General features: G+C 60.6%; 26 protein-coding genes and 2 pseudogenes. 10 read left to right on the top strand and 18 right to left on the bottom strand.

All coding sequences use genetic code 11. The annotated features are described in order from the left end of the window. Positions 1–108 precede the first annotated feature (108 nt). The 3 genes from NKH49_RS22670 (at position 109) to NKH49_RS22660 (ending at position 1670) form a co-directional block, all read left to right on the top strand. Positions 109–411, top strand: coding sequence for a beta-barrel domain-containing protein (locus tag NKH49_RS22670; RefSeq protein ID WP_352473008.1), 303 nt, complete (start codon positions 109–111; stop codon positions 409–411). Beyond that, the gene (locus tag NKH49_RS22665) at positions 408–1046 is read left to right on the top strand and encodes a ribbon-helix-helix domain-containing protein (RefSeq protein ID WP_352473009.1); all 639 of its coding nucleotides are present in this window, start codon (positions 408–410) and stop codon (positions 1044–1046) included. The genes NKH49_RS22670 and NKH49_RS22665 overlap by 4 nt, the downstream gene beginning before the upstream one ends. Positions 1047–1277: 231 nt before the next feature. Then, positions 1278–1670: a hypothetical protein gene (locus NKH49_RS22660; protein ID WP_352473010.1), complete on the top strand. Its 393-nt coding sequence runs from the start codon at positions 1278–1280 to the stop codon at positions 1668–1670. A gap of 446 nt (positions 1671–2116) precedes the next feature. Here NKH49_RS22660 and NKH49_RS22655 read toward each other — a convergent pair whose 3' ends face one another. The 16 genes and pseudogenes from NKH49_RS22655 to trbB form a co-directional block, all read right to left on the bottom strand. Beyond that, the gene (locus tag NKH49_RS22655; RefSeq protein ID WP_352685429.1) at positions 2117–3679 is read right to left on the bottom strand and encodes an adenylate/guanylate cyclase domain-containing protein; all 1563 of its coding nucleotides are present in this window, start codon (positions 3677–3679) and stop codon (positions 2117–2119) included. A gap of 24 nt (positions 3680–3703) precedes the next feature. Then, positions 3704–4075 carry a response regulator gene (locus NKH49_RS22650; protein WP_352502866.1) on the bottom strand — a complete coding sequence of 124 codons (372 nt, stop codon included), beginning with the start codon at positions 4073–4075 and terminating at the stop codon, positions 3704–3706. 12 nt (positions 4076–4087) lie between these two features. After that, on the bottom strand, positions 4088–6865 hold the full coding sequence (locus NKH49_RS22645) for an ATP-binding response regulator (protein WP_352927955.1): 2778 nt from the start codon (positions 6863–6865) through the stop codon (positions 4088–4090). Continuing rightward, positions 6862–7620, bottom strand: coding sequence for a Tll0287-like domain-containing protein (locus NKH49_RS22640; RefSeq protein WP_352502868.1), 759 nt, complete (start codon positions 7618–7620; stop codon positions 6862–6864). Before NKH49_RS22640 ends, NKH49_RS22645 begins: the two co-directional genes overlap by 4 nt. Before the next feature lie 303 nt (positions 7621–7923). Next, on the bottom strand, positions 7924–8211 hold the full coding sequence (locus NKH49_RS22635; RefSeq protein WP_352502869.1) for a DUF2274 domain-containing protein: 288 nt from the start codon (positions 8209–8211) through the stop codon (positions 7924–7926). A gap of 41 nt (positions 8212–8252) precedes the next feature. Then, positions 8253–8360: pseudogene (locus NKH49_RS22630) on the bottom strand (DUF2274 domain-containing protein); the annotation flags it as partial. Further along, positions 8357–9571: a TraB/TrbI/VirB10 family type IV secretion system protein gene (locus NKH49_RS22625; protein ID WP_352502870.1), complete on the bottom strand. Its 1215-nt coding sequence runs from the start codon at positions 9569–9571 to the stop codon at positions 8357–8359. The gene NKH49_RS22625 and the pseudogene NKH49_RS22630, both read right to left, overlap by 4 nt. Further along, positions 9568–10632 carry a P-type conjugative transfer protein TrbG gene (gene trbG / locus NKH49_RS22620; protein WP_502907918.1) on the bottom strand — a complete coding sequence of 355 codons (1065 nt, stop codon included), beginning with the start codon at positions 10630–10632 and terminating at the stop codon, positions 9568–9570. Before trbG ends, NKH49_RS22625 begins: the two co-directional genes overlap by 4 nt. Continuing rightward, the gene (gene trbF, locus NKH49_RS22615) at positions 10629–11315 is read right to left on the bottom strand and encodes a conjugal transfer protein TrbF (protein ID WP_352612605.1); all 687 of its coding nucleotides are present in this window, start codon (positions 11313–11315) and stop codon (positions 10629–10631) included. The genes trbG and trbF overlap by 4 nt, the downstream gene beginning before the upstream one ends. Continuing rightward, entirely contained in the window at positions 11312–12682 is a 1371-nt protein-coding gene (gene trbL, locus NKH49_RS22610; RefSeq protein WP_352772991.1) for a P-type conjugative transfer protein TrbL, read from the bottom strand. Before trbL ends, trbF begins: the two co-directional genes overlap by 4 nt. Then, entirely contained in the window at positions 12679–13047 is a 369-nt protein-coding gene (trbK-alt, locus tag NKH49_RS22605) for a putative entry exclusion protein TrbK-alt (RefSeq protein WP_352685424.1), read from the bottom strand. The genes trbL and trbK-alt overlap by 4 nt, the downstream gene beginning before the upstream one ends. 12 nt (positions 13048–13059) lie before the next feature. Then, entirely contained in the window at positions 13060–13809 is a 750-nt protein-coding gene (trbJ, locus tag NKH49_RS22600) for a P-type conjugative transfer protein TrbJ (RefSeq protein WP_502901235.1), read from the bottom strand. Continuing rightward, positions 13806–16313, bottom strand: a complete 2508-nt coding sequence (trbE, locus tag NKH49_RS22595; RefSeq protein WP_352927946.1) for a conjugal transfer protein TrbE — start codon at positions 16311–16313, stop codon at positions 13806–13808. Before trbE ends, trbJ begins: the two co-directional genes overlap by 4 nt. 11 nt (positions 16314–16324) lie before the next feature. Next, positions 16325–16588, bottom strand: a complete 264-nt coding sequence (locus tag NKH49_RS22590; RefSeq protein WP_352685422.1) for a VirB3 family type IV secretion system protein — start codon at positions 16586–16588, stop codon at positions 16325–16327. Continuing rightward, entirely contained in the window at positions 16588–16851 is a 264-nt protein-coding gene (locus NKH49_RS22585) for a TrbC/VirB2 family type IV secretion system protein (RefSeq protein WP_352612738.1), read from the bottom strand. Before NKH49_RS22585 ends, NKH49_RS22590 begins: the two co-directional genes overlap by 1 nt. 74 nt (positions 16852–16925) lie before the next feature. Beyond that, positions 16926–17942 carry a P-type conjugative transfer ATPase TrbB gene (gene trbB, locus NKH49_RS22580; RefSeq protein ID WP_352502876.1) on the bottom strand — a complete coding sequence of 339 codons (1017 nt, stop codon included), beginning with the start codon at positions 17940–17942 and terminating at the stop codon, positions 16926–16928. Positions 17943–18459: 517 nt separating this feature from the next. On the opposite strand from trbB, the gene NKH49_RS22575 reads away from it, so the two are divergent. Next, complete coding sequence (locus tag NKH49_RS22575) at positions 18460–18717, top strand: type II toxin-antitoxin system VapB family antitoxin (RefSeq protein ID WP_031195575.1); 258 nt, start codon at positions 18460–18462, stop codon at positions 18715–18717. Beyond that, positions 18717–19103, top strand: a complete 387-nt coding sequence (locus NKH49_RS22570) for a type II toxin-antitoxin system VapC family toxin (RefSeq protein ID WP_352612595.1) — start codon at positions 18717–18719, stop codon at positions 19101–19103. Before NKH49_RS22575 ends, NKH49_RS22570 begins: the two co-directional genes overlap by 1 nt. A 218-nt stretch (positions 19104–19321) precedes the next feature. Here NKH49_RS22570 and NKH49_RS22565 read toward each other — a convergent pair. Beyond that, positions 19322–19614: pseudogene (locus NKH49_RS22565) on the bottom strand (GSU2403 family nucleotidyltransferase fold protein). A 503-nt stretch (positions 19615–20117) separates the two neighbouring features. Here NKH49_RS22565 and NKH49_RS22560 point away from each other — a divergent pair. From NKH49_RS22560 to NKH49_RS22550, 3 genes are all read left to right on the top strand, one after another. Next, entirely contained in the window at positions 20118–20705 is a 588-nt protein-coding gene (locus NKH49_RS22560) for a cyclic nucleotide-binding domain-containing protein (RefSeq protein WP_352927941.1), read from the top strand. Then, a complete protein-coding gene (locus tag NKH49_RS22555; protein WP_352927938.1) occupies positions 20659–20907 on the top strand; it encodes a helix-turn-helix domain-containing protein in 249 nt (82 codons plus the stop codon). Before NKH49_RS22560 ends, NKH49_RS22555 begins: the two co-directional genes overlap by 47 nt. Positions 20908–21332: 425 nt before the next feature. Continuing rightward, positions 21333–21551, top strand: a complete 219-nt coding sequence (locus NKH49_RS22550) for a DUF3072 domain-containing protein (protein ID WP_352502879.1) — start codon at positions 21333–21335, stop codon at positions 21549–21551. 232 nt (positions 21552–21783) lie between these two features. Here the strand turns inward: NKH49_RS22550 and NKH49_RS22545 are convergent, their stop codons facing one another. After that, positions 21784–21909, bottom strand: coding sequence for a hypothetical protein (locus NKH49_RS22545; RefSeq protein WP_352927935.1), 126 nt, complete (start codon positions 21907–21909; stop codon positions 21784–21786). A 652-nt stretch (positions 21910–22561) separates the two neighbouring features. Between NKH49_RS22545 and NKH49_RS22540 the strand changes: the two genes are divergently transcribed. Both NKH49_RS22540 and NKH49_RS22535 read left to right on the top strand, forming a co-directional pair. After that, positions 22562–23455, top strand: a complete 894-nt coding sequence (locus tag NKH49_RS22540) for a hypothetical protein (RefSeq protein ID WP_352685419.1) — start codon at positions 22562–22564, stop codon at positions 23453–23455. A 669-nt stretch (positions 23456–24124) separates the two neighbouring features. Then, positions 24125–24430: a hypothetical protein gene (locus NKH49_RS22535; protein ID WP_352612590.1), complete on the top strand. Its 306-nt coding sequence runs from the start codon at positions 24125–24127 to the stop codon at positions 24428–24430. Positions 24431–25068: the final 638 nt, after the last annotated feature.

The raw sequence follows: 25068 nt of genomic DNA, 5'->3' as shown, positions 1-25068 counted from the left end.
TCGTTTTTGTCGGGTGGACGACGGTGCCTTCGTCCAGCCTGGTGCTCGTGGCTGACATCGTGCCAACCCACGAAACCTTGCTGATCGAAGTGTGGGTCTCGCTACGCGATGTCGTCTATTCGTCCCGACCACCGCGAGGCGCTGACAAAGGTCACCGCTTACGACCTCTCGATCTCCGGCGGCATCGAAGGCAAGGTCTCTAGCATGATCGCCGACAGTTTGGTCGATCAGAAAAACGGGGGAGCCTTTTACCAGGTTCGTGTCGCGGCGGACAAATCGACGCTCGCGAGGGATGGCGAGACTTATTCAACCATCCCGGGCATAATGTGCTCAGTAGACATCAAGACGCAAGGCGATTCTGAGTTACCTTTTAAAGCCGATCAACAAGGCGCGTCAGGAGACCATGAGTGAGCGCTAGCGCCACCTCTCCTCCCATCAATCGTGATCGGCGGCTGCTAACGATCACAAAAGAGGATTTCGGGCTGGAATTCCGGGTCGTCGCGCGTGGCGGCATACGCCGCGGCATTCGTCTGGAAAAGGCTTTCTGGATATCTCTGAAGCAGATGGCTGAAAGTAGGAAATGCACAATCGGCATGCTGATCGAGGAGATCGCCGACAGCCCGACCAAGACTGGTAACCTGACATCGGCGATTCGGGTGGCTTGCATACACGGGCTGGCGGATGAAAACATGGCCCTGCGGAAGCTTGCATCGATCAGGACGATCAATGCCATATTGCTTGCCTGCCCCTCGCCCGCTTTTGCCTTGGCGTCATCGAAGAAGATCCTGACTTTCAATGCTTCGTTCCAGCAATTCGTCAAGCGTCAGTTGCCGATCGGACCAAACAATGATGCACGACTAGATCTCAAGCTGGCGCTGGATCTCCCTGTCGCCGACATTTTTGCCCAACTCGACGCCAACGGCGAAGTACCGATCGCCAGCGGCTTTGTAATCGGGGCTGGCGAACGCCGGTACCGAGGTCAATTGAATGTAGTACGGGCGCCCGTACCCGAACCGGAATTGCTGATGGCGTTCGTCAACAGCTAGAACTGCGGCCTCCGGTGAGCGAGGCTCAATCCGGGCTGAAGATCCTTCGTGTCATTTAGCGCGAATAGGAACTGTCTGCGAGACTTCGATTAGGCCCGACCGCTATTGCCAGCCGACGGCCCGCGCCGTTTGGCGGGAGCGGCACCATCACCAATCAACCGGATTCATTACAATGAAGGGCGACAACCTCGAAGAGAGAGGGCAAGACGACGTATTGGCGCCAGAGAAGGCTTGGCGAGCAGAAAAACGGGATTGGATCCGAACTGGGCTGATCGCCGCGCAAATCCGCGCGGAAAAGCTGCGGCAAGGTCCAAGAAGAAATTTCGCAGGATCGAACACATGTGTTGGCTGGAAAATAGAAAGCTTATCCGCTCCGCGAAAGTCATTGCCGAGGCTGAGCATGCCGAACGTAGCGAAAAGACAGCAAGATTGAGATCGCTTCGGATGGCAGCTCAGAGTGACCTGAAGGTTCCGTTCCTTGAGGAACTCGATTGCTCTCTACTTATCGCCGCACTGACTCAAGGCGAATTATCGGCTAAACTTCCCGACGGATCGCATTGGCGGGGCCGAGCAAGGGCAACAGGCAAAAACCAGTATTCCTCCGCGCCCGCCAATTCGGACTAACGAGTGTTCTCTCGCCTGATATCGAATTCAGAAGGCGATCTCGAGACCCAGCTTGCCGCTGACAGTTGACTGTCTTGAGACCACTTGCCGCGAATCTCACTGCTGAGCGTTGATCGATTGAGACATTTTCAGGTTGAAGCCAGACGGAGTGCCACTGAGAAGTCTGCGTCTTCAAACTCACACTCTCCCTTCCGTCAACGCATGCCGTGTTGGAATAGCCGAAGCCGAAAGGCGGTAGCGCTCCTCAAACCCACTATCTCATCTCGGGTAGCAGGTGTGGCGATGTAGCCCTCGTCACAGGGCTAACCCTAGTGTTTGCACTGGCCAGGGGCCGCTTTTGATGCCACGCTGCGGAGCGCCGGCGGTCCGAGCACACACCGCCGATCCCTGCGACCCAGAGCATCGCTTCACGAAATTTCCCTAAGGGCAGTCAGACATTGTTCCGATCAGTGTTGAACGAGATAGGTTTCGATCCTGCCGACACCTGCCAGTTCTAGATTACAGCGCGGTTCGAGCTTCCAGGAGGTGCGCAGGGCCTGCTTGGTTGCCTCCGAGATTTGCATGCGGTCGGCCACGCCCTGGGACTCGAGCCGGCTTGCAATATTCACGGTCTCGCCCCAGAGGTCGTAGACGAACCGATGCCGGCCGATCAGGCCCGCGATCACCGGTCCCGTGTGCACGCCAATGCGGATCCGAAAACTATCGTTACCCCAAGCTAAGGGCTTCAACGCGTCCAGCATGGATTTCCCGAGTGCCACGATCCTGTCGGCATGGTCAGCTGCCGGTTCGGGAACACCGCTCGCAGCCATATAGGCGTCTCCGATGGTCTTGATTTTCTCGACGGAATGCTTCTCCGCCAAGACGTCGAACGTGCCGAATAGCCTGTCGAGGCGCTTGATCAGGTCCGACGGCGGCAACCTTGCCGCTATGCTCGAGAAACCGACAATATCGGCAAAAAGAATGGTCACTTCATCGAACCGGTCGGCGATGAACTCTTCGCCCCGATGCAGCCGTGCCACGATCTGACCGGGCAGGATCGCATGAAGAAGCGAGTCAGCCCGCCCCTTCTCCACCTCGATCTGCTGAAGATACTGGTGCTCGCGGTCAAGCCAACGCTTCTTCTCCAAACTCGAGTTGATCCGGGCGCGCAGCAGGACTGGATTGAAAGGTTTAGGCAAGTAGTCGTCGGCCCCCGCCTCGATGCAGCGGACCACTGCATCCACTTCGTCCAACCCCGATATCATGATGACAGGGATATGCCGCCATCGGCGCTCCGCTTTCAATCGTGAGAGCACCTCGATGCCGTTCATGTCCGGCATCAGGAGGTCCAGCAGAACCAGGTCGAACTCGTGTTCCGCAAGGTGAGCCAGCGCTGACAGACCGGACTCGGCAGTGACTACCTGATGACCGTCACGTTGCAAGCGGCGGGAGAGGAGACCGCGGTTACTGCTGATGTCGTCGACGACAAGTATGCGGCCACAGCCGGAGCTTACGGGGTGCTCCGTCTTGATCAGTGCCCGTTCGAGTCCTGCCGCATCGATCTCAGCCTGATCCGTGGTCCGCGGTTCCTCGCTGTCGGGTGCGCGCGAGAGGCCGGCGATTGCATCGACATGCGCCAACAACTCGGCCGCCGCGGCGAGCATCACCCTGACATCCTCTTCCAGCGCGTATTCGTGCAATTCTTCGGCTTCTTCACGAATCATTTCGGAATAGCCGATGATCGCGTTGAGCGGCGTTCGCAAGTCGTGGCGCAGTTTCGCCTCGATCTCGACCCCTGCCCGGTTCTGATTGTCGGCTTTTCCATGGATCAAGCTGTCGATCAGGCCATTCAATTCGCAAGCAGCGGCGCTGACCTTCTCCAGATCCGGTGTCATGTGGATCAGACCGAGGTCCTGCACCTGTTCGGTCAGCAACTCCTGAAATCCTGAGATTGCCCGCGCCGGTCCGGCGAGCTGCTGTGCCAGATGGACGGCGATCGCATGGCGTTGGAACTTGTTCTTGGCAGTCATGTTTTCAAACCGTCGGCCTGGGCCTCATCGATTCCCGGCGAGCAATTGTTCAATTTTCTGGACAAGTCGCGACAGGTCCACCGGCTTGCTATCGTAGTCATCGCAGCCGGCCTCGAGCGCCATTTCGCGATCGCTGGCCATCGCGTGCGCAGAAAGCGCAATGATCGGGATCCCGGAGGTGGCCGGATCAGCCTTGATCCGCCTGGTCGCCTCCCACCCGTCCATGACCGGCAAGCTCATATCCATGAGGATGAGATCCGGCCTTTCCGAAAGGGTGAGTTCCACGCCCGACTGTCCGTTTTCCGCAATTAGGACTTCGAACCCACGCCGCGACAACCGCCGCGAGAGCATGTCCCGGTTCAATTCGTTGTCTTCTACGAGAAGGATCCTCGTCATTCTCGGCTTCCTTCAGCCATGGGGGGCGGTTCCGCGATCGGCAATGCTGGCACCTGTCGATCCAAGCGGGAATATCTGGCGCTCGAGGGCCTCGACCAACTGAGACCGACTGTTTGCGCCCTTGGTCACAACCGCGACCGCCCTGTCGCGAAGCCATTTGAGCTCATCGGCCGACAAATCCTTGGAAGTCACGACGACGACCGGAATGTTCTGCAGCTCGGGCACCTGCTGCATCTCGTTCAAGGTCTCGAATCCGTCCATTTCGGGCATCAGCAGATCAAGCAGGACCAGACGCGGCAACAACCGCTTCATCAGCTTGAGGCCGCGCAGGCCATCGCTTGCCTCGTGAACCCGCCAATCCTTCTTGACCAGAATACGCCGAAGGAAATCGCGCGAGGCTTGATCGTCATCAATAACAAGCACGTCGCGGTTGCCACTGCCGCAAGCCTCTATCGTTCGAACAAGCTTCCGCGTGTCGATCGGCTTCGTCAGGTATTCGACCGCACCGAGTGAGAGGCCGAGTTCGCGATCTGCAAGTATCGTCGCAAGGATTACTGGAATCTCGCAGAGCTCCTTGTCGCTTTTCAGCGAGCGCAGCACTGACCAGCCGTCCTGATGCGGCATGATAATGTCGAGAACGATTGCGACGGGGCGATGCGCTCGCGCAGCGGCTATTCCTTCCTCGCCGCTTGCTGCTTCGATCGACGCCAGTCCCGCCTCTGCCAAGGCCCTGGCGATGAGGGTTCGGGCGGCAGGTTCGTCATCGATGATCAGAACCGCCTTGTCCGACGGCCGCGACGACAGCGGTTCGGCGGATCGCTGCTCGCTAGGTTCCTCGTTGCACTCGGCTGGAATCTCCATTGTGAAGGTCGAGCCTTTTCCGAGCTCGCTCTTGACCGTTACAACGCCTCCGATCATTCGGCAGAAACTCCGGGTTATGCTAAGGCCCAATCCCGTTCCGCCATAGTTGCGAGTGGTGGACGCGTCTGCTTGCGTAAAAGGGTCAAAGAGCCGTTCTTGCTGCTCTGGCGTCATCCCGATCCCGGTGTCCGACACTATGAATATTAGCCAGTCGCGATCCGATCTCCTGTTGCGTCGAACCGCCAGCGTTACACGGCCCACTTCGGTGAACTTGGCCGCGTTACTGAGTAGATTGAAGAGGTTATGACGCAACTTCGTCTGGTCCGAATGCATTTTCCCAAGGTCGCCCGCGAGGTCCAGCACGAAACTGTTTCTGTTTTTCGCCATCAGTGGCGCGACTGTGGCCTGGACATCGCGCAACAAGTCGGCGACGTCGAAAGTCTCCAGGAAATTTTCCATCTTATTTGCCTCGATCTTCGACAGATCGAGGATGTCGTTGATGAGCGCGAGGAGATGGCGACCGGCCCCTGCGATCTTTTCCACATCTGGGACGAACTCGTTCATTTGCTCGTCACTCGCCTCTTCGATCAGCATCTCGCTGTAGCCAATGATCGCGTTCAATGGAGTGCGTAGCTCGTGGCTCATGGACGCGAGGAAGCTGCTCTTGGCCTCATTTGCCGCTTCAGCATGGCTCTTGGCCCGCTCGAGTTCGACCTCTCTCTGCTTCAGTTCCGTGATGTCGGTGTAAACAGCGACGGTCCCGCCGTCAGGGGTCTTTCGTTTGCTGACGCGGACCCAGCGTTCTCCGAAGCGACCCTCGTGGACGAAGCCTGCCGGATCCTTCTGGATGCGCAGCCTCTCCGCAATCCATTCCTCCGGCGACGCGCCCTCAAGGTCGACGTGCCCGCTCGCCAAGCGTCCTTTCAGAATATCCTGAAGGCTTTGCCCAGGAAGAGTAGCTCGCTCATTGCCGGGAAAGATTTCGCAGTATTTGCTGTTGGCAAGAAGGACCTTGTCCTCCGAATCGAACAGGACAAATCCGTCAGAAATCGCCTCGAGTGCCGCTGCGATCGTCCGTCTTTGCCGCTCCGCCTCATCTTCCAGTCTTTGCTTTTCAATTGCGCTCGCCCGGAAAAGCCGAAGCGTCCGCGCCATCGCGCCGAGCTCGTCGCCTCCCTCTGCCTGTATTTCGACGTCATAGCGTCCTTCCGTCAGATTTCCGATCACCCGGTTCAAGCGCCGCAACGGGCCGACGATCGAGCGAAGAACAAGGATGGTGAGAAGCGACCCGATCATCACCACGATGGCCACCAGCACGGCAGCGGTCGTCGCCGTTTTCTGGGTTTCCGTTACGACCTCGTTGCGAGCGGCTTCTGCCTCGGCGCTCGCTCGTTCGACGAGTTTGTTTAGCGCGGCATCCACATTTGCGCTGTGGGTGCGCGCCTCGGCGAGGAGAGTGTTGCCGATGATGCGGTTGTCTTGAGTATAGCTGTCTGCCGCTCGTAACGCCGTTTTGACATAGGAATCGATCTCAACGCGGATTTCCCTGACCGCATCCGGTGATGATTTCGAAAGGCGGTCCAGATGTGTCAGCAGTCGCTCGCGCGCCTGCTCGGCATTGCGCTGGGAATTCATCAACAAGCTAACCGACAAATCAGTCAGCCAGTAGCGCAATTCGCCGAATGTTACGTGGGCCGCAGCCGCAGTGGATGCGACATCGAAAAATGCCTTGGTCTCCGCGGTTCGATCTGCACTGCGATAAAGTGCCTGCGTGAGAAAGATGGACGATACGATGAGGCTGATAAGGCCGGCCGCTGTCAGCGCAGCTATGCGGGCCGAAATCGGTAGATTGGCGAAGCTACGCGCAAGTGGCCTCGCCGGCGCCGATACGGCCTCCACTTGGTGCGGTGATTGTTCCAAAGCGCTCATTTGAACAAGACGATGCTGATCGCGCCTCCCAGATCGCCCGCTTTGCCGCCCTCCTTAGGATATCCTGTCACGTCGATCTCGCCCTTCGGCTCGCCGTGACAGGAAAGACACGAGCCGGTATAGTATTCGGGCAGCAGCATTCGAAATGCCGGGCGTCCATCCGCCTCTGTGACGTCCGTGTAGGCTCCCTTCGCTCTCTGCGGATCCACCAAGACCTTTTCGATGATCTGTGCTTCCCAGGCGTCTGGAAGCGATTTGCGGTTGCGCACGAGTTGCTCTGGCGCAGTCACGCGCACCCGAGCTTCGTTGCCGGCCTTGGCGCTGAACTTGTCATTCATCAGACGCGCAAACACGGCTGGCACGAAGCCCTTGAATGCGATTCCCGCGCGGTTGATGTTATCTTGCTGTTCGTCCACCACCTCTCGCATCGCCTCAATCTGGACCTCAAGCAGACGCCGGTCGCGCTCGGTCAATTCGCCGGAAAGCGGGTCGTTGCCGGTGTGTTTTGAGTATTCGGCGATGGCCTCTCTCGTAATGCGCTCACCGTCGAGGTGCTTGTCGCCAAGAGCAGGATCATTGATGAGCGTCTGGTAGTTCGAGATGATACGTCGCCCCGCACGGAGCAATTCCGCGAGTCGCGTTCCCGTCGCGACATCCTCGGTAACTCCCGCTCCGATGGCAGACGACACGGCGAGCGCGCAGCCGACAAGAACAGCGGCAATGAAAGTCCGCGTCAACGTTGACATGCCGGACATTTCCGTTTCCCTTCCAGGAAGGCCACTAGCAGCATAGCACGATAAAAGCCGGGGAGGCAGCGACAAACTTCGAAGCTCAGGGAAGGAGGGAACGAAATTCGCCATCTGTTCCGAAGCGTCCCTGGCGTGTAACCCGTCTCCGCCGAACGTCCCTTACACCCCATTGCCCCCCCATTGCCAACCCACAGCCTCGACCAACTGGATGACGGCTTCGGGTGATGGCCGTGAATTGGTCCGGAGCAAGCGAGCTTCCGCTTAGGTCGGAACCGGCATTTCGCTCAGGGTAAAGCCACCAGGACAGCTTCAGGCAGAGCCATCACCTTCAGCACCGCTTCGCGTCGTGCTGCTGGCTGGAGACGCCGCTCGTTGACGGGCACGGCCGGCCTTCGCCTTACGGCTGCGCCAGCCGCGATCCGAACCGACGAACGCTTCCAGCATGTGCGGAATCAGGGCAGCGGTGTCCACGGGTTCATAGAGCCGGCTGTGCTCGGCCGCATACTGGTCGAGTTCCTCCTTGAGGGGCTCCGGCAGGATGATCGTCATGCGGACGACACCAACCTTCGGCAGCCGACCGAGCCTCAGATCAGGCATTGTTCACCTCCTGCTTGTGAGACAAGGACATGTTGACTGTTCAGATAATCAACATAGGCAACGACGTCGCGATGAACGGCGGCAGGCAGTTCGACGGTGATCTTGACCGGACGGTCATCGGGAATGGCGGAAAGTTTCAGCTTGGTCATGATGAATCCTTTGACGTGCCGTAAGGCACAAGAACAAGGTCGCGATTGACAATCACGCGAACCGGGAAACCGGGCCGCACGGTGAGCGTAGGCTGGACATAGAGCTGATTGCGCACGAGCTGCTGGCCAATATCGGAGGCCGAATCCTGCGTGCTTTCGCGGATGGCCTTGGCGATTTCGCTTTCGTCGTCGCTGGACCCAAGCGATGTCCCAATGCCCAGTAATGTTGAGAGTGCTGCGGCCCGGAACATCTGGCCCCAATGACGGTCGACCTCGTCCTCCAGCCCGGAAAATCCTTCAGCGTCTGCGCCCTGCTGGCGCTCCAGGACGATCGAGGTGCCGTCAGGCATGATCAGCCGGTTCCAGACCAGCAGCACGCGCGACTGGCCGAAGGCGACGTGGCTGTCGTACTGGCCGATCAGCCTCGCACCCTGCGGGATCAGGAGATGGGATCCTGTCGGGCTGTCATAGACATTTTCCGTGACCTGAGCGGTGATCTCGCCGGGCAGGTCGGAGCGGATGCCGGTGATAAGGGCAGCTGGAATGACGCTGCCGGCTTGCACCACATAGGGCGAGGCCTTCGCGGCGAGCCGATCGGGGCTGACTGTGCGACGGTCTGGCTCGGCATTGACGAAGGCCAGCTTGCGATCCTGCCCGTTTTGCGCGGCGCCAGGATCGATCGGTGGCGGCCCCAGCGGCGGAATCAGACCAGATTGGGTGTCCGGTTCTATGACTCTGCCGCCAGGATCCTTTCGTCTGGGACCAGGTCTCGTGTTCGTATCGGTGAAGAGCTTCGCCACGCGTGCGGCCTCGATCTCGGCCAGTCGGCGCTGCTCCTCCGGATCGGCGCGCGGTCCACTGACGTTGGACGCCCCAATCGGCTGGCCGCGCTCCTGCGCGCGCAAGATCGGCCGGCCCAAATCGCCAGGCAGCGCGGGGCCGAGTTGCGGAACACCTGCATAGTCCTTCGGCAGCTTCTGTAGCCCGTCGGCCGTTGAGCGGTTTTCGGTGGTGAAGAGCTCAGGCGGCTGTTCGGTTCCGCGCTGTCTGGTGTCGAGCGCCCAAATCAACGTGCCGAGGATCGCAGCGCTGGCAACTCCACCGACGCCTATCAGCACCTTGCGCGACAGTCGCGTGACCCTGGCCGGTTCGGGCCGAAGGCGCAGTTCCGCTCGAATGTCCTGGTTGGGTGCATTTGCAGGGTCGCTCATCGGAACAGCCTCGTGCTGGGCGAGGTTCGTTTGCCGTCCGTGCGCACGATGCGGACGCGCTGTTCGCTTGTTTTGTCGCCGAGCCTCAATTCAGCGGCGGCAAACAGCCGATCAACGACGTAGTAGTTCTGGCGAGCACGGTAGTTGACCAGCTCCGAGCCGCCCGACGGGCCGATGACAAAGAGCGGCGGCATTTCACCTTGCCTTATGCCCGACGGGAACTCGATGTAAACTTTTGCACCGTCATCGAAGGCGCGAAGCGGCCGCCAGGGCGCCATGTCGCCTTCGATCCGATAGCGAAAATTCAGTTTCTGGATGTCGACGCCGGACGCGACCGGCTGTGCGGCGGAAGCCTGCGCATTCTGGCGCCGCAGCGCAATCAGCTGGTCCTGCGGGTACTGCCAGGAGACCGAAGCCATGTAGGTCTTTTCGGTCGAGCGCAGCTCGAGATGATAGGTGCGGCGGTCGCTGTTGATGACGAGATTGGTCTGCAGATCCGGCCGTGTCGGCTTCACAAGAATATGGACCTGCTGGCGCTCCCCTGCCCCACTTTGCGTATCGCCGATGATCCAGCGCACCGTGTCGCCGGCGGCCACAGGCCCGGAGCCGACAAGCTGCTCGCCCGGCTGCAAGGCGATGTCGGTGACCTGGCCGGGCGCGGCATAAATCTGGTAGAGCGCGCCCTCACTCCACGGATAGAGCTGGATGGCATTGACGAACCCGTCGCGAACCGGCTGCATCCTCGCTGCCTCGTTCGCCTGGCTGATACGCTGCTTCGGATCGGGCGGCTCCGGCTCCACCTTCGTAGCGTCGACTGGTTTCAACTGACCAGGCAGCGGAAGCGGTTTCGGCACTTCCACCACTTTGACCGGACCAGGCGGCTCGACCCTGCGCACCGCAGGCACCGCATCGTCGTAGGCGATTTCCGGCGGAATGTATTTCTTCGATGCACAGCCGGCGAGCGCCGTTGCCGACAGCAGTGCCAGGGCAAGCCTACGTGCCTCGGGCGCATTGTGCGTGACCGGTTTCGCCGACGTTCTTGTTGGTGCTGCACGCATCATGAAAACTCCTTCGACCAGCTGATGGCGTTGACATAGACGCCAAGCGGATTGGCTTTGAGCCGGTCAGCGTCGCGGGGTTGCTGAATCACGATTGTGAGGATTGCGGTCCAGCGCTCGGTGCCGGCCAGGTTGCCATTCTCGTAACGGCGCTCGACCCAGGCGACGCGAAACGAATCGGGGGTAGCACGGATGACGCTGGAAACCTCGATGGCGATCTGGAGTTTGCCCAATTTGGCAAAAGGGTCGTTCAACCGGGCGTAATCATTGAGGGAAATGGCGCCGCGGTCTGTGGTGTAGTCGTAGGCTCGCAGCCAGTTTTGGCGGACGATGACCGGGTCGGCCGGAATGCTTCTGACCTGTTCGATGAAGCGGGCCAGATGCCAGGCGACCTGCGGATCGGTCGGCCGATAGTCGGCAACGGCCGGAGCGACAACCTGCGCTTCACCGAACTTGTCGACCTCCACCACCCAGGGAACCACTGAGCCGCGTGTTGACTGCCACACCAATGCGGATGCAAAACCGCCGGCCAGGACGAGAGAGCCGAAGGCCATCAGCCGCCAGTTTCTCGCCTGGACGCGAGCCGAGCCGATGCGCTCGTCCCAAATCTGGGCTGCACGCTGATATGGCGTCTCGGGGTGGGGCGTTTTTGCGTAACGAACGAAAGGGCGTCTAAGGGGGGTCATCGGCGGTCGTCCTGATCGAGGGAAACATTCATCGAGCCGCCCCCATCATCACTCGAGTGAACTGAATGCGCGGCGACGCTGGCGCCATGGCTCATGACCTGGCTACGCTTCATTCGTTTTGCCCATGCGGGCGGGGCGTCGGAACTGGTTTCGGAGGTCGACCAGTCACCCGAGGAAGCCGTTCCCGACGATCGCTCTCCACTCGTCGCACTCCAAGCCGCAAAGCGGCCGGCCTCATAGCTGTCGGACAGCGCCGACGCGGCGCGCGACATGGCCTGCTTCACCGGTCGAACGGCAGCGCTGGCACCGGCCCTGGCGACACCCGCCACGCCGGCGGCGACCGAGCCTGCACCACCTCTTCCAGATGTCGCTGCGCCAAGTTCCCAGGCGGCCGAAGTGCTGCCGGCCAGATGCGCGCCGCGGCGTGCGGCTGCTGCCGACATACGCGCACTGCCATTGAGTGCGCCTGCCGCGCCGCTCAATCCGGCGCGAGCACCCATAGCACCAGCCACGCCAAGGCCGCCAGCGACGAGGCTCGTGCCAACAGCGGCACCTGCGCCCAGTTGCGGGGCACCGGAGACCAGCCCCGTCGCAATGCCGGGACCGAAGATCGACAGTCCCATCAGCGACAGAGCGCCCAGGACAAGCGACAGCGCATCCGTGATTGTGGGCTGTTCGGCGCCGAAGCCTTGGGTGAACTCGCCGAACAGGCCCGAGCCGATGCCGACGATGACGGCAAGGACCAGTATCTTCACGCCGGAGGCAACGATGTTGCCGAGCACTTTTTCGGCAAGGAAGGCGGTCCGGTTGAACAGCGCAAAGGGTATCAGCACAAACCCGGCAAGCGTCGTCAGCTTGAATTCGACCAGCGTGACGAAGATCTGGACGGCCAGAAGAAAGAACGCAATCAGTACGATCGCCCAGGCGATCATCAGCACTACGATCTGGACGAAATTCTCGAAGAACGATACGTAGCCCATCAGCTGGCTGGCGGCCTCGAGGATCGGATTGCCGGCATCGATGCCGACTTGCGCCACGCGGCCCGGCTGCAGCAATGCCGAGCCTGAAAGTGCCGAGCCTCCAGCCTTCAGGCCGAGCCCGGAAAAGCTCTCGAAGACGATCCCGGCAAGACGGTTGAAGTTGCCGATGATGAAGGCAAAGAAGCCGATATAGAGCGTCTTCTTCACCAGTCGGTGCAGCACGTCTTCATCAGCACCCCATGCCCAGAACAGGCCGGCCAGTGTGATGTCGATCACAATCAGGGTCGAAGTGAGAAACGCAACTTCCCCACCGAGCAGACCAAAGCCGGAATCGATGTAGCGAGTGAAAGTCTCGAGGAAGCGGTCGATGACGCCGGTGTCGTTCATGGCGCCACCGTTTCGGGATAGGGCCGGTCTTCCGCGAAAGGCGGCGTTGGCGGTTGGAGCGGCGGCAGCCGGGTCGGGTCCTTTTCGATCGACGGAGCCACGTTTGGCATGATCGGGCGGGATGGCCGCAGGAAGCGTCGGCGGCCTTCCGCCCAGGCTTTCCTGCAGGCGTCGTCATCGATCGCCGCCATGCCGATGTCCCGGCATCGGGCAAGCTCGACACTTGCCGGCTCGCCGCCCGGATATGCGGAGCGCGGGGAGGACGCGTCCTGCGAGCCGCCGCCGCGCAGCGCCATGGAGGCGGCGGTCATGGCGGCGCCAAGGGCAAGAACGGCTGTTATCCGGGCGGCGATCTTGAGATCCATGCGGTCTTCGCCTCAGTCGTGGAACATTTTTACGGATGACGCGCTGTAGCTGCTGCCCGTCATGAAACGGCTGAACTGTTCCCGCGCCTGCTCCTGTGCGGCCGCCCGCCTCGCCTGTTCAAGGGCGTCGGCTCGTCCTTGTGCCGCCAGCATCGCGGTGAGGTCGGCAACTTGCTTGGCCTGTACGGCAAGAAGCTGGTTGCCGGCCTGCGTCGCCTGAAGCACGCCGACCGCGGACTGGCTGGCACCAACCAGCGCACTCGTCTGCTCCTGTGTCTCTGCGATGTTGTCTACTGCGACGGCGCCGGTCTTCAGCGAATGCTCAAAGGCCGACACCGAGGTCTGCCAGCGTTGACGCGCGCCGTCGACAAGCTGCTGGCTGGAGAGTTCCGAACCGAAATTCTCGTAAGCGGAGGTAAACTGGCTCTCGATCTCCTGGACGCTATAGGCCAGCTTGTCGGCCTCGCCGAGCAGGCTCTTCATCTCGGAAAAATTGGCCTCGATCTGGCCAAGCAGCGAGGTTGGCAGGGAGGTGAGATTCTTCGCCTGGTTGATCAGCATCTGCGCTTCGTTCTGAAGCGAGCTGATCTGGTTGTTGATCTGCTCCAGCGCACGCGATGCCGAAAGCAGGTTCTCGGCGTAGTTCTTTGGGTCGAACACGATCAGTGCCGATGCCGGTGCCGATGACAGCGCCGTCGCGACGACGATTGCGCCGGCTGCCGCCATGCGACGGATACGCCGACCTGCAAGAACGGAATTCATGAGGGAAGCTCCTTTGTGGATTGGTCGATCACGCCAGTGAGATTGGGAATGAGGTCTGCCGCCCAGGAGAGACCACGGTTCGTAAGCCAGGCTTCGAGGAAATGGTCTCGCCCCGCCTCGGCGATTATCCGGTCGATCGCGGCCTGGTCCGATTTGGACGATGCGGCGCAGAGCGCCAGCGCGATCGGACCAAGCCCCAGCTCGAACAGGCGGTTGCCGCGGCGGCTTTGACAGTAATAGTCGCGCTTCGGTGTCGCTCGGGCGACGATCTCGATCTGGCGATCGTTGAGACCAAAGCGTCGGTAGATCTCTGTGATCTGTGGCTCGACGGCGCGCTCGTTCGGCAAGAACAGCCGCGTCGGGCAGCTTTCGACGATGGCCGGTGCGATTGGCGATCCGTCGATGTCCGAAAGCGACTGGGTGGCGAAGACCACGCTGGCGTTCTTCTTCCTCAGCGTCTTCAGCCATTCGCGCAGCTGGTCAGCGAAACCGCCGTCGTCGAGCGCGAGCCAGCCCTCGTCGATGAGCAGCAGTGTCGGCCGGCCGTCCATCCTCTGCTCGATGCGGTGGAACAGATAGGCGAGCACGGCGGGCGCTGCACCTGTGCCGATCAGGCCTTCGGTTTCGAACGCCTGGACCGAAGCCTCGCCCAGCCGCTCGTGCTCGGCATCGAGCAGGCCGCCATAAGGGCCACCGATGCAATAGGGAAGGAGCGCCTGCTTCAGCGGCGAAGATTGCAGCAATACGGACAGGCCAGTCAGCGTCCGTTCGTGGACGGGCGCAGAGGCCAGCGACGTCAACGCCGACCACAGATGTTCCTTTACCTGCGGCGTGATGGACACGCCTTCGCGCAGAAGGATGTCGACAAGCCAGTCGGCCGCCCAGGCTCGCTCTGGCGTATGATGAATATGGGCGAGCGGCTGTAGCGAAACGGTCTGAACGTCGTCCGACAGATCGGCTAAAGTGAGCAAGGGCAACGGATCGTCAGCCCCCTGCCCAGTTCCGGCATTTCTTCCGAGATCATGCCAATCGCCATGCATGGCGAGCATGGCCGCGCGGATTGAGCCGCCGAAGTCGAAGGCAAAAACCTGGCTGTGCTCGTAACGTCGGAACTGCAGCGCGATCATCGCCAACAGGACCGACTTGCCGGCACCGGTCGGGCCGATGACGAGGGTGTGGCCGACATCGCCGACGTGAAGGCTGAACCGGAACGGTGTGGCGCCTTCCGTTCTGGCGAAGAACAGCGGCGGGGCGCCAAAATGCTCGTCCTCAGTCGGTCCAGCCCAGACCGCCGAAAGTGGAATCATGTGGGCGAGGTTCAGAGTCGAGATCGGCGGCTGGCGGACATTGGCGTAGACGTGGCCGGGGATGCTGCCGAGCCAAGCCTCGACCGCGTTGACGCTTTCGGCGATGCAAGTGAAATCCCTGCCTGAAATGACCTTTTCGACCAGGCGCAGCTTTTCGTCGGCAATTGCCGGATCAACATCCCAGACCGTCACGGAGGCGGTGACATAGGCTTCGCCGATCTGATCTGAACCGAGATCCTGCAGGGCCGCGTCCGCATCGGCCGCCTTGTTGGCGGCGTCCGTATCAACGAGGACTGACGCCTCGTTGGTCATCACCTCCTTCAAAATTGCGGCGATCGATTTGCGTTTGGCGAACCACTGGCGACGGATCTTCGTCACCAGCTTCGTCGCGTCGGTCTTGTCGAGCATGATCGCTCGCGTGGACCAGCGGTAGGGGAAGGCAAGCCGATTAAGGTCGTCGAGAATCCCCGGGAAGGTCATGGTCGGTAACCCGGTGATGGTGAGTGTGCGCAGATGCGCATCGCCAAGCCTCGGCTCTAACCCGCCGGCTAACGGCTGATCGACAAGCAGGCCATCGAGATGCATCGGCGTTTCCGGCACGCGAACGCGATGCCGCTTGGTCGAAATTGTTGAGTGCAGGTAACTCAGCGTCTCGCCATCATCGAGCCAGTCAGCTTCGGGAACGAAGCCTTCGATGAGGTTGAGCACGCGGTCCGTGCGATCGACATAACTCTTCAGGAGCTCCCAAGGATCGACGCCGGTCTTTTGCCGGCCTTCGTAGAGCAAGCTCTCCATTCGCGACGCTTCCTCGGCCGGAGGCAGCCACACGAACGTGAGAAAGTAGCTGCTTTCAAACAGCACGCCGGACCCTTCGAACTGTTCGCGCCGCTCGACGTCGAGAAGCGCGGATGCGCAATCCGGGAACCGGCTGTCGGGATAGCCGCTGGCGGAATTGCGCTGCGCTTCGACAAAGATCGCCCAGCCGGAGCCGAGCCGGCGCAGCGCGCCGTTGAGCCGTGCGGTCGTGCCGACCAGCTCCGCCGGCGTGGCGGAGTCCAGGTCCGGCCCGCGAAAACGCGCCGTTCTTTGAAAACTGCCGTCCTTGTTGAGCACCACGCCCGGCGCCACCAGGGCGGCCCAAGGCAGATAGTCGACGAGGCTGGCGCTGTTGTTTCGATATTCCGCGAGGTTCATCATGGCGAAAAACCTCAACAGCCGAAATGCGCGGGATAGCGCAGGTGCCGGCGAACCACGTCGACGAACTGCGCATCGCGCTTTGCCGCCCAGACGGCGGCGAGATGCCCGACCGCCCAGATGACGAGCCCCGCGATCCACAGACGAAGACCCAACCCGACCGCGCCTGCCAGCGTGCCGTTGGCGATAGCGACCGCGCGCGGCGCGCCGCCGAGCAGGATCGGTTCAGTAAGCGCGCGATGCACCGGCGCGAAAAAGCCACGGACTTCCTCCTCCATCAGATCAGCGCCCCCCCGCCGAAGGAGAAAAATGACAGGAAAAACGAACTTGCCGCGAAAGCGATCGACAGCCCGAAGACGATCTGGATCAGCCGGCGAAATCCGCCCGATGTGTCGCCGAAAGCGAGCGACAAGCCAGTGACGATGATGATGATCACCGCCACGATCTTGGCGACTGGCCCCTCGATCGATTCGAGAATCTGCTGAAGGGGCTCCTCCCAGGGCATGGAGGAACCGGCAGCATGGGCGGGCTCAATCGTCATGATCGCGGCGGTCGTCGCATACGACAGCTCCACGGCAAGTTTGCGGATAGCCGATGAATTGAAGCGGATCGGGGTCATTCTGAAGCTCCAAAGGGCGAGTGGTGATTCACGGTCATTGTGGTCTCGACATTTGCTTCCAGGGTGCGGTAGTCACCGGTGGCCGCATCGAGCCCGTCGACAAAGGCGATTTCGACGAGCCGGCGCGCGGAGCCGCGGCCGGCGAGGACGGCGACGAGGTCTATGGTTTCGGCTATCAGCGCGCGCGGGACCGTGACGACGGCCTCCTGTACGAGCTGTTCCAGCCGCTGCAGTGCGCCAATGGCAGAATTGGCGTGAATGGTGCCGATGCCGCCGGGATGGCCGGTGCCCCAGGCCTTCAGCAAATCGAGCGCTTCGGCGCCCCGTACCTCGCCTATCGGGATGCGGTCGGGCCGAAGCCGCAATGATGACTTCACCAGATCGGAGAGCGAGGCGACACCATCCTTTGTGCGCAGCGCTACAAGATTGGGCGCAGCGCACTGCAACTCGCGTGTGTCCTCGATCAGCACGACGCGCTCGGCGGTTTTAGCCACCTCCGCCAAAAGCGCGTTGACCAGCGTGGTCTTGCCCGTCGATGTACCGCCGGCCACCAGCACGTTCTTGCGTGTCTCCACGGCAAGCTGCAGGACGTCAGCCTGGCCTTCGGTCATGATGCCGGCAGCGACATAGTCTTGAAGCGTAAACACCGCGACTGCCGGCTTGCGGATGGCGAATGTTGGTGCCGTGACGACAGGCGGCAAAAGGCCCTCGAACCGTTCACCGGTCCCGGGCAGTTCAGCCGAAACGCGCGGCGAGCCCGAATGCACCTCCGCACCGACATGGTGCGCGACCAGCCTGACGATCCGTTCGCCGTCTGCCGCGATCAGTGTTTCATTGCTTGCAGCGAGTCCTTCGCTGAGACGGTCAACCCACAGGCGACCGTCGGGATTGAGCATCACCTCGACAATGGCTGGATCGTCAAGGAAGCCTGCGACCGCCGGGCCGAGGGCGGTGCGCAGCATGCGCGCGCCGCGCGATACCGCTCCCTTACTGGCATGATAGTTGGTCGCCATGCGGGTTCCCGTTTCTCGCCACGAACTGGTTCTTGCCGCGGTCGGGGATCATTAGAAAAGGCAGGAGCGCCGGCCTTGCAACAAGCAAAACCGGCGATCGTGGCATGACCTGCAGAGACTTGCGAAATGCGGTGCCGCGACCGCGACAGCTCAGCAACCCGGTGCCCGACTGGCCATCGCCGCTCCAGCAGAACAGGCGGCTATATTCAAGAGGTGGCATCGCGACGGAGGATCAGCGCCTCGTTAGGTGCGTCTGACAGGATGAAGGGACTGCTTTCACGCTCTATGGACCGCTGCCGGAACGCTCTTTACCGCGGCCCCTGTAGAGTTCCTCGCCGGCCGTCGTCGGATTGGAGTCGACAGGCAGCTTCGGGAGACTGCGGTCGCCGCTTGGCAGGCGTCGGCCTGGCGATTGTCGTGGTCAATCCGGCGCGGGTAGGCGAGGCTAGCAGGTATGTTGAAGAGCCTAGAGAACTATGGTAGAAATTGCCAGAAAGGTAGATTTTTGGAGCTTCTCGTGTCCCTGAACATCAAAAATCCAGCCACCGTTGCTCTCGCCGATGAACTCGCACGCCGCCAGGGTATCAGTAAGACAGCAGCCATTCATCAGGCCCTTAGCGAGCGCTTGCACCGCTTGGGCTTTGGAGAGACCGCTCAGGAGCGTCTGCTGGCAGAATTGCGCGCCATCCGAGAAAGAGTGGCACGATTGCCTGAACTGGATAGTCGCAGCGACGAGGAGATCATCGGGTATGACGAGCATGGAATCCCTAACTGATGGTGATCGATACCTCAGCTGTTGTAGCGATCCTTCGGAGCGAGCCTGAGGCAGCAAGGCTGGAACGAGCGCTGGTCTCCGACCCAATCCGTCTGATCCCGGCAACCTGCGTGCTCGAGGTACGCATGGTGCTGGTCAGCAGGCGCGGCGAACACGCGTTGGCTGAGATCGATCTTTGGCTGCGCAAAATCGAGGCCGACATCATTCCTGTCGACTCCGAATTGGTTGATCTTGCGACCCAGGGTTGGCTGACCTACGGCAAGGGCCACCACCCGGCGGCGCTGAATTTTGCCGATTGCCTCTCCTATGCTTTGGCAAAGCGTGCAGACGAACCGCTGCTTTTCATCGGCAAAGACTTCTGCCAAACGGATATCGAACCGGCATGAGCACGAGATTGTAAGATGATCGGCTGTCCCCAGCTTGAACCTGTAATAGCGCCCAATTAGTTTCGGCCCTGTCGGCTGGGCCTGCATCAAGGGGCCTCATGCCAACTTGGTCAGCAAGCTGGCGTCTTTCGTCCTTCCGATCTGGCGCTGCTGGGCCGCGTCTTGGATGGGTTGGAAGTTGAGGGCCAATCCAGCCGGCCAACTTGTAACTCAGACATTCACGGCCGCGACGCTGGCTGCACGAATAGATGATGGGCCTCGTCGAAAACAGCCCTTGGGAGAGCCCGAAGCTCGCTTGCTTGGTACGTGAGATGCTCGAGATACTGCGTCGTCAGCCGGACAACCACTTGCGCTTGGGCCAAGTCACGACCGCGCTTGACTGGCTCGCGATCAGCTCGTTTTGAGACCCAGAATTGTGAGCAGCAAAAATACGCGGATCGGGAACCACGAGCCGTAACGGTCCGCCTTTTTCATCGATGGCGATTGCTTCGAAAGCAGGGGCATTTTCCAACCATGCCAGACCAGATCAGCAGTGTGTGGGACCGCGAACCTGTTTTGAGAGGTACTTGAACTCCCCTTCGGGCAATTGGCCGCGCAGGTGTTTGGACGATACGCGCGCGGCATCATGGCCCACCAGATTCGGATTCGCGACCAAGAGAACGACGTCGGCATAACTGTGCCTGAGATTCTGCTCGAGATCCCGCGGAACGCAGCCTCAGATGGTCTGAAAACGTGCTCTACGGATCGAGCCATGCAACATCTCCATTTGCGGCACCGAAGAGACATTCAGCCGGAGGGTTCTGGCGGTGCCGAACGGATGCGAGTGCGGTTGTTCCTCTGCTATGAGACAGGGGCGCGGAGGCCCGGAGAGGTGGACATGCCGCATCGACCGACGGATAATTCTCGGGACTCGCCGGTTTGAAAGCCGTACTCTGCTTTGATCGGTGATAAACATTAAGGGCATCGCCGGCTGTGAGCGAGCATCGTGCTTCCGCCCCAATTCGGGAGGGAGCCATGAGCAGCCCCAACACCTCCAAAATTGGCGTCGCAAACTCAGAAGACCGCGATCGGGCGCCACAGCCAATTCCTAGCCCAGAGCCTGTATACAGAAACGAACTGCTGCGGCGCATGTCTCCGGCCGACCTTCAATTGCTCAGGCCTCACCTTCACAGTAGCTTTCTGCCATTGAGGACGCAGCTCGAAACCGCAAACGCCGCTATCGAGGCCGTCTACTTCTTTGAGACGGGGATCGGCTCGATGGTGGCGAAACTCCGGCCGGAGGTCGACTCCGAAGTTATAGTCATTGGTTTCGAGGGCATGACCGGCTCGGCGCTGATCATGGGCGGCGATCGATCGCCGCACGACTGCTACATTCAAGCGGATGCCGAGGTTGCCAGCATGGACGCCGAGCCATTCACAAAGGCGCTTTCCGACAGCCCGACGCTGCGGCTTTTTCTGCTGCGGTACGTGCACTACGCGTGGATCCAGGCAAGCTATACCGCCCTCGCCAAATGCGCGTTTGAAACTGGAAGAACGGCTGGCAAGATGGCTGGTCATGTGCAACGACCGCATAGAAGGCGACCGGCTGCCGATTACCCATGAATTCCTGTCGGTCATGTTGGGTGTACGACGGCCGGGCGTCACCGTGGCACTTCAAATGCTGGAAGGCCGCGGCCTGATCAGGTCAAATCGTGGCGAGGTCATCCTCCGTGATCGAACTGGTCTCATCACCTTGGCAAACAGCTCATATGGCCAGCCGGAGGCGGAATATGCCCGCCTGATCGGCGAGCAGGCATCTCCATGATCCGCGCCAATATCGAAGTCCGCCGATGGGATGAGACAAACTACCTAAAGCGGCAGGCCATCGCTAATGCTGGGCGGGGGGTCTCGATTCGCGAAGGGCAACCCCTGCTGGTTGCGACCGTTGAGTGAGGGACGCCGAGTCTCTCCCTTCCCGCAAAGAATTGATATGTTGAGACCGGAGGCTCTGTCAGCGCCGTTGGCGACCAGAGCAGGATATGGCTGCCAGTCCGGCGCGGGAACCACCATCCAGCCGCAGTCGACGTGTTGTCCGGGTCCCGGCCAGCGTCGACGTTACTCCGACCGATCCCACACACTGACCAGGTCGGTGACGAGCAGCCCTGCAAACGGCCTGAGAAAGCCTACCAAATGTGGCGGAACAAATCATGATCGTTTCTCATTGTGCTGATCAATCAAGGGAGATTGACCATGGGCGACCGGCACAACCCAAAAATCGAGGCATCGGCAAATGTCGGAAAAGACCCGGAAGATTGGGTCAGCGGAGATGACCCAATGACTCCCGCACAAGCCTCATATCTGAAAACTCTGGCCGAACAGGCCGACGACCCTGAGGCCTATGCCGACGGCCTTAGCAAGGCGGAAGCTTCTAAACGCATTGGTGCACTCCGGGAAAAGTTAGGCCTGTAGCGTCCGCCCGTGGCTTTTAGTCTCTAGCAAAGGACAGCCGATCGGATTGGATTGGGACAGTTTGCTGCAGGTGACCCGCGATGAATCTTCTGAATTCAGTGCATTGTGGCTCGACCGGCGATCGAGACGACAAACGGCGGATGGGAGCGGCTCATAGGGTACAACAGCCCGCATTCGCCCCAAAACCCACCGAGACCTCGCACCCGCCGATCCAATCCTACTGTCGAACAGATCAGGCCCTTCCGACGAGGGCGATGGTAACCAAAGACACAAACAGGACAAGGGCGATTACAGCGCCCCAGAAGAAAACTTTTTCGGTGCCGCGTTGCTCTTCCTCGCGAGATATGTCTTTCGCCATTGTATGCTTCCTTTGCGAAGGTCAGCGACTGAGCAACGTGCTGTGCCAAGGCTGGGTTCCCGATAAACTACTTGCCCGCTTCGCACTGTGAGACAGTTCTCGGAATGAAACTCCAACCGTCGGTTGGTGGACGAATCGCAGCTGGTGCATCTAAAGTTCGCGTGGTCCGCGCGCACCGGGCATGTCCGACCCCCCGCTCGGTGCAACAGCGTTTGATCGACCCGCCGCATCAACCTGTGCGGCGGGCTTTTTTCCTCACGCGATGGAACACCGGCGCGCAGGAAAAGTTCTGCCCAGGCAGCAAACTCTTTCCCTCATATTTTTGCTGCCAGATCGGATATCTCCGATCGGCCCGCGTCGTTCTTATCCTCCGGCGACGCGGGCTCGCCGTCCTGTTGTCGGTCGAGGAACCACAGAACAACCGAAAGCACGATGCTGTCAGGACCCGGTGCCAATCGGAGCACAAACGTGAAGTTCTCACGTTGGAGGTTGCGCGGATCCTGGTCAACCGTAGCGCCATATGTGAGGCGGGAGCGCCTTCACCGATCGCCTCGTCGGCTTCCTCTTGCAGGTCTAACCAGGCGTTCTGATGTTCTTGGACCCAAATGAGCTGCACCGCGTTGTTTGCGCGCATGCTGTGCTTCGCAATCTGATGGAAAAATCCGACGCCCCTGCTGCACCGCAGACAGCTCCTGGTGCCGAAGCGCGCTTTCCGTACGATCGTGCGGCGGTTGAGCGGTTTCGACAGACATTCCCGCGCGCCAGGTGGAGTGACGAGCGCAGAACCTGGTTCGTGCCAGGAAAGACTGCAGAGCGGCGGATCCAGCGCTGGCTTGCGCAAGAGGCGGATTTGCGAGCAGCACATGATGACAGCAAGGGACGGGATGCCTTCGCCTTCGATCCCCTGTCGAGCCGGTATCTGGAAGTCGCGGACGACCTGCGCATTCGCACGCCTTATTCGCGGACGGTTCTTGAGGAACTGCGAGCCGTTCCATGGGCGAGCTGGGACGACGAACTGCGGGCCTGGAGGGTGCCTTTCCGCTCGTACGAGGAGTTGAAGCGCCATTGGCCAAGCATCGAAAGGGCCGCAGGCCGCGCAGAACCGGAGGAGAGGAAACGGCGACGAGAAGCGTCCAAAGATTCCGAGGAATATAAAGCCGCCAGATTGCGGTATGCCGAACGCAGGCGACGTCGCTATCCACTGCCCCCAGACGATTTACCCCGGCTTGGCCGTGCCGTGGCAACGGAGCAATACGGTATCGTGGTCTTCACCGAGATTTCGGGTGAACTCGTCGACACCTCGCAGATAGCAGCGTTCTATCCGCATTTGATCGAGGCGAACGTCGACCACATCTGGGGCCGATGGCGTCCGGCGACGTTGGCTGAATTGATTAGAACATGGCCCGCTCGGCGTGCTGCCGGATTACCGGAACGGCAGCGAGGCTGGTGGCAACCGACGCTGGCCGAACTCAGGATAGCTCGCCAAATAGCTCGAAGCCTGGCGCGAAGAAGGGCACAAGGCTTATGGCATTGTTCTAGCTTTTGAAGCTGGGGCCGTTTTCCACCGTCTGTCCGGTTGCCCTAGTGTTGAGATGTCACCCCGATCGGAGCCTTCCATGTGCAACGATTGCGAACAACATACGGCTTGGCTGAACATTGCTCGATGATGACGTCGCTGGCCTTGAAGGTCCCATGCATGAAACCGACTTGACGTGCGCGTAGGCGCACGACACCAGCATCGATGATCCGGCTCCAATAACCCGCGTGGCAGTAAAGCCATCGACCGGCTTCTATGACGTTTGGAACGCACCGGCGGGACTTAGACTAACGGTGGGCGGGTGGTCAACTTGCCTTCCGAGGGAGCTTGGGAGCAGCACACGATTCCTGCTTCCGGCGTGGCGTTGCTCGAATTTGCCAGAACGATGTACCTGAACGCGAAAGATTCATGTCCGCTTCACGCTCAGCGTTTATGCCATCGCCGGACTGCGATGAAGTCCGCCGCTCCGCTACCGTGTGGCGGGCGCGCCAAGGTCATCCTGAACGTCAAACCGTTTCTGCAGAATTTTGACGCTCAAGGCCGATCCGAGGCCAACTGGGAGTGCATACCAGCTTGGAATTGTGCGGAACCGTACGAAGTCGATTGCAAGCAACCAACCTGGCTGGCCGGGCATTAATTTAGCAAAGCGTGAATTAGGAAGGCATCGGGAGGAAGACCATGCTGCACGTTAACATGCCTCGCGAATTTGAGGTCGGCGATGAGGTGGCGCTGGCAGGTATCGTGATCGCGATTCTCCCCAGTGGGCGCGCCAGGGTGAGCATTCCTTCGTATGACCATCCTTATACGATTGATCCGCCACCGAAAGTCCGGGCCGGCGACAGAGTGGTTCTTGTTGGGGACGTCACCCGCGTCGATCGCGGGGTGAACAAACTCACTGTGCGGATTGACTGCGGCGGGGTGATCACTGTCGACAATTCGGCGATTACTCGGCTGAGAAAGCGCAACCGGACTTCAGCGGGTTGACGCTCCGGATACACTGCCAGCGTCGGCGCAGGGAAGATGCAAGCGCCTTTGAACAGCCCAAGGGTGCGGCGCCGTCCGATAGATGGGAGCTCGACGGCTAGGGCACGCGTCCAGCGCAGCGCGTCCCTGGCGTCTTCCGGGTTACTGGTGAAGCAAGTCAGATTCGGGCCATCGCAAGCGCGCTTCACCTGCCGTCCGCTCTCGGCAACAGGCGGCCCGCCCGTCCAAGACGCGTAGCATGTGCCTTCGCGTGAAGGCACGCGGGCATCGCGATCGATCGTAACCTTTCTCTGCAACGAGCGCCTGTTCGCCGATCAGCAATTTCAATCGCGATAGGCTCCGGTTGGTGCGCATTATGGAGATCACATGATTGTCCCGGCCGCGATGCCGGCAAAGGCCTGCTTCGGAGCGTCGCGAGGCAACTGGGCGACATGTTGCGGTGGAGCAAGCCCCCTGGGTTAAGAACCCGGCCACTGACGGCCATGCCGGTCAGTGGCGGCCACGACCGCACCGACAACGCCCGCAACGGCAATCAAGTCGTCGCTGAAAGCCCGCAAGGTGTCTGTCACGACATAGCGTGCCGGCGAAGCTCCGCCCTGGCGACCGGGATTCGTTGTAGGCCGACCGGACGGCAACGC

This window comes from Mesorhizobium sp. M1088, assembly GCF_040318575.1.
In the GTDB taxonomy this organism is placed as follows: Bacteria; Pseudomonadota; Alphaproteobacteria; order Rhizobiales; family Rhizobiaceae; genus Mesorhizobium.
This window is presented reverse-complemented; position numbering and strand designations above follow the sequence as displayed.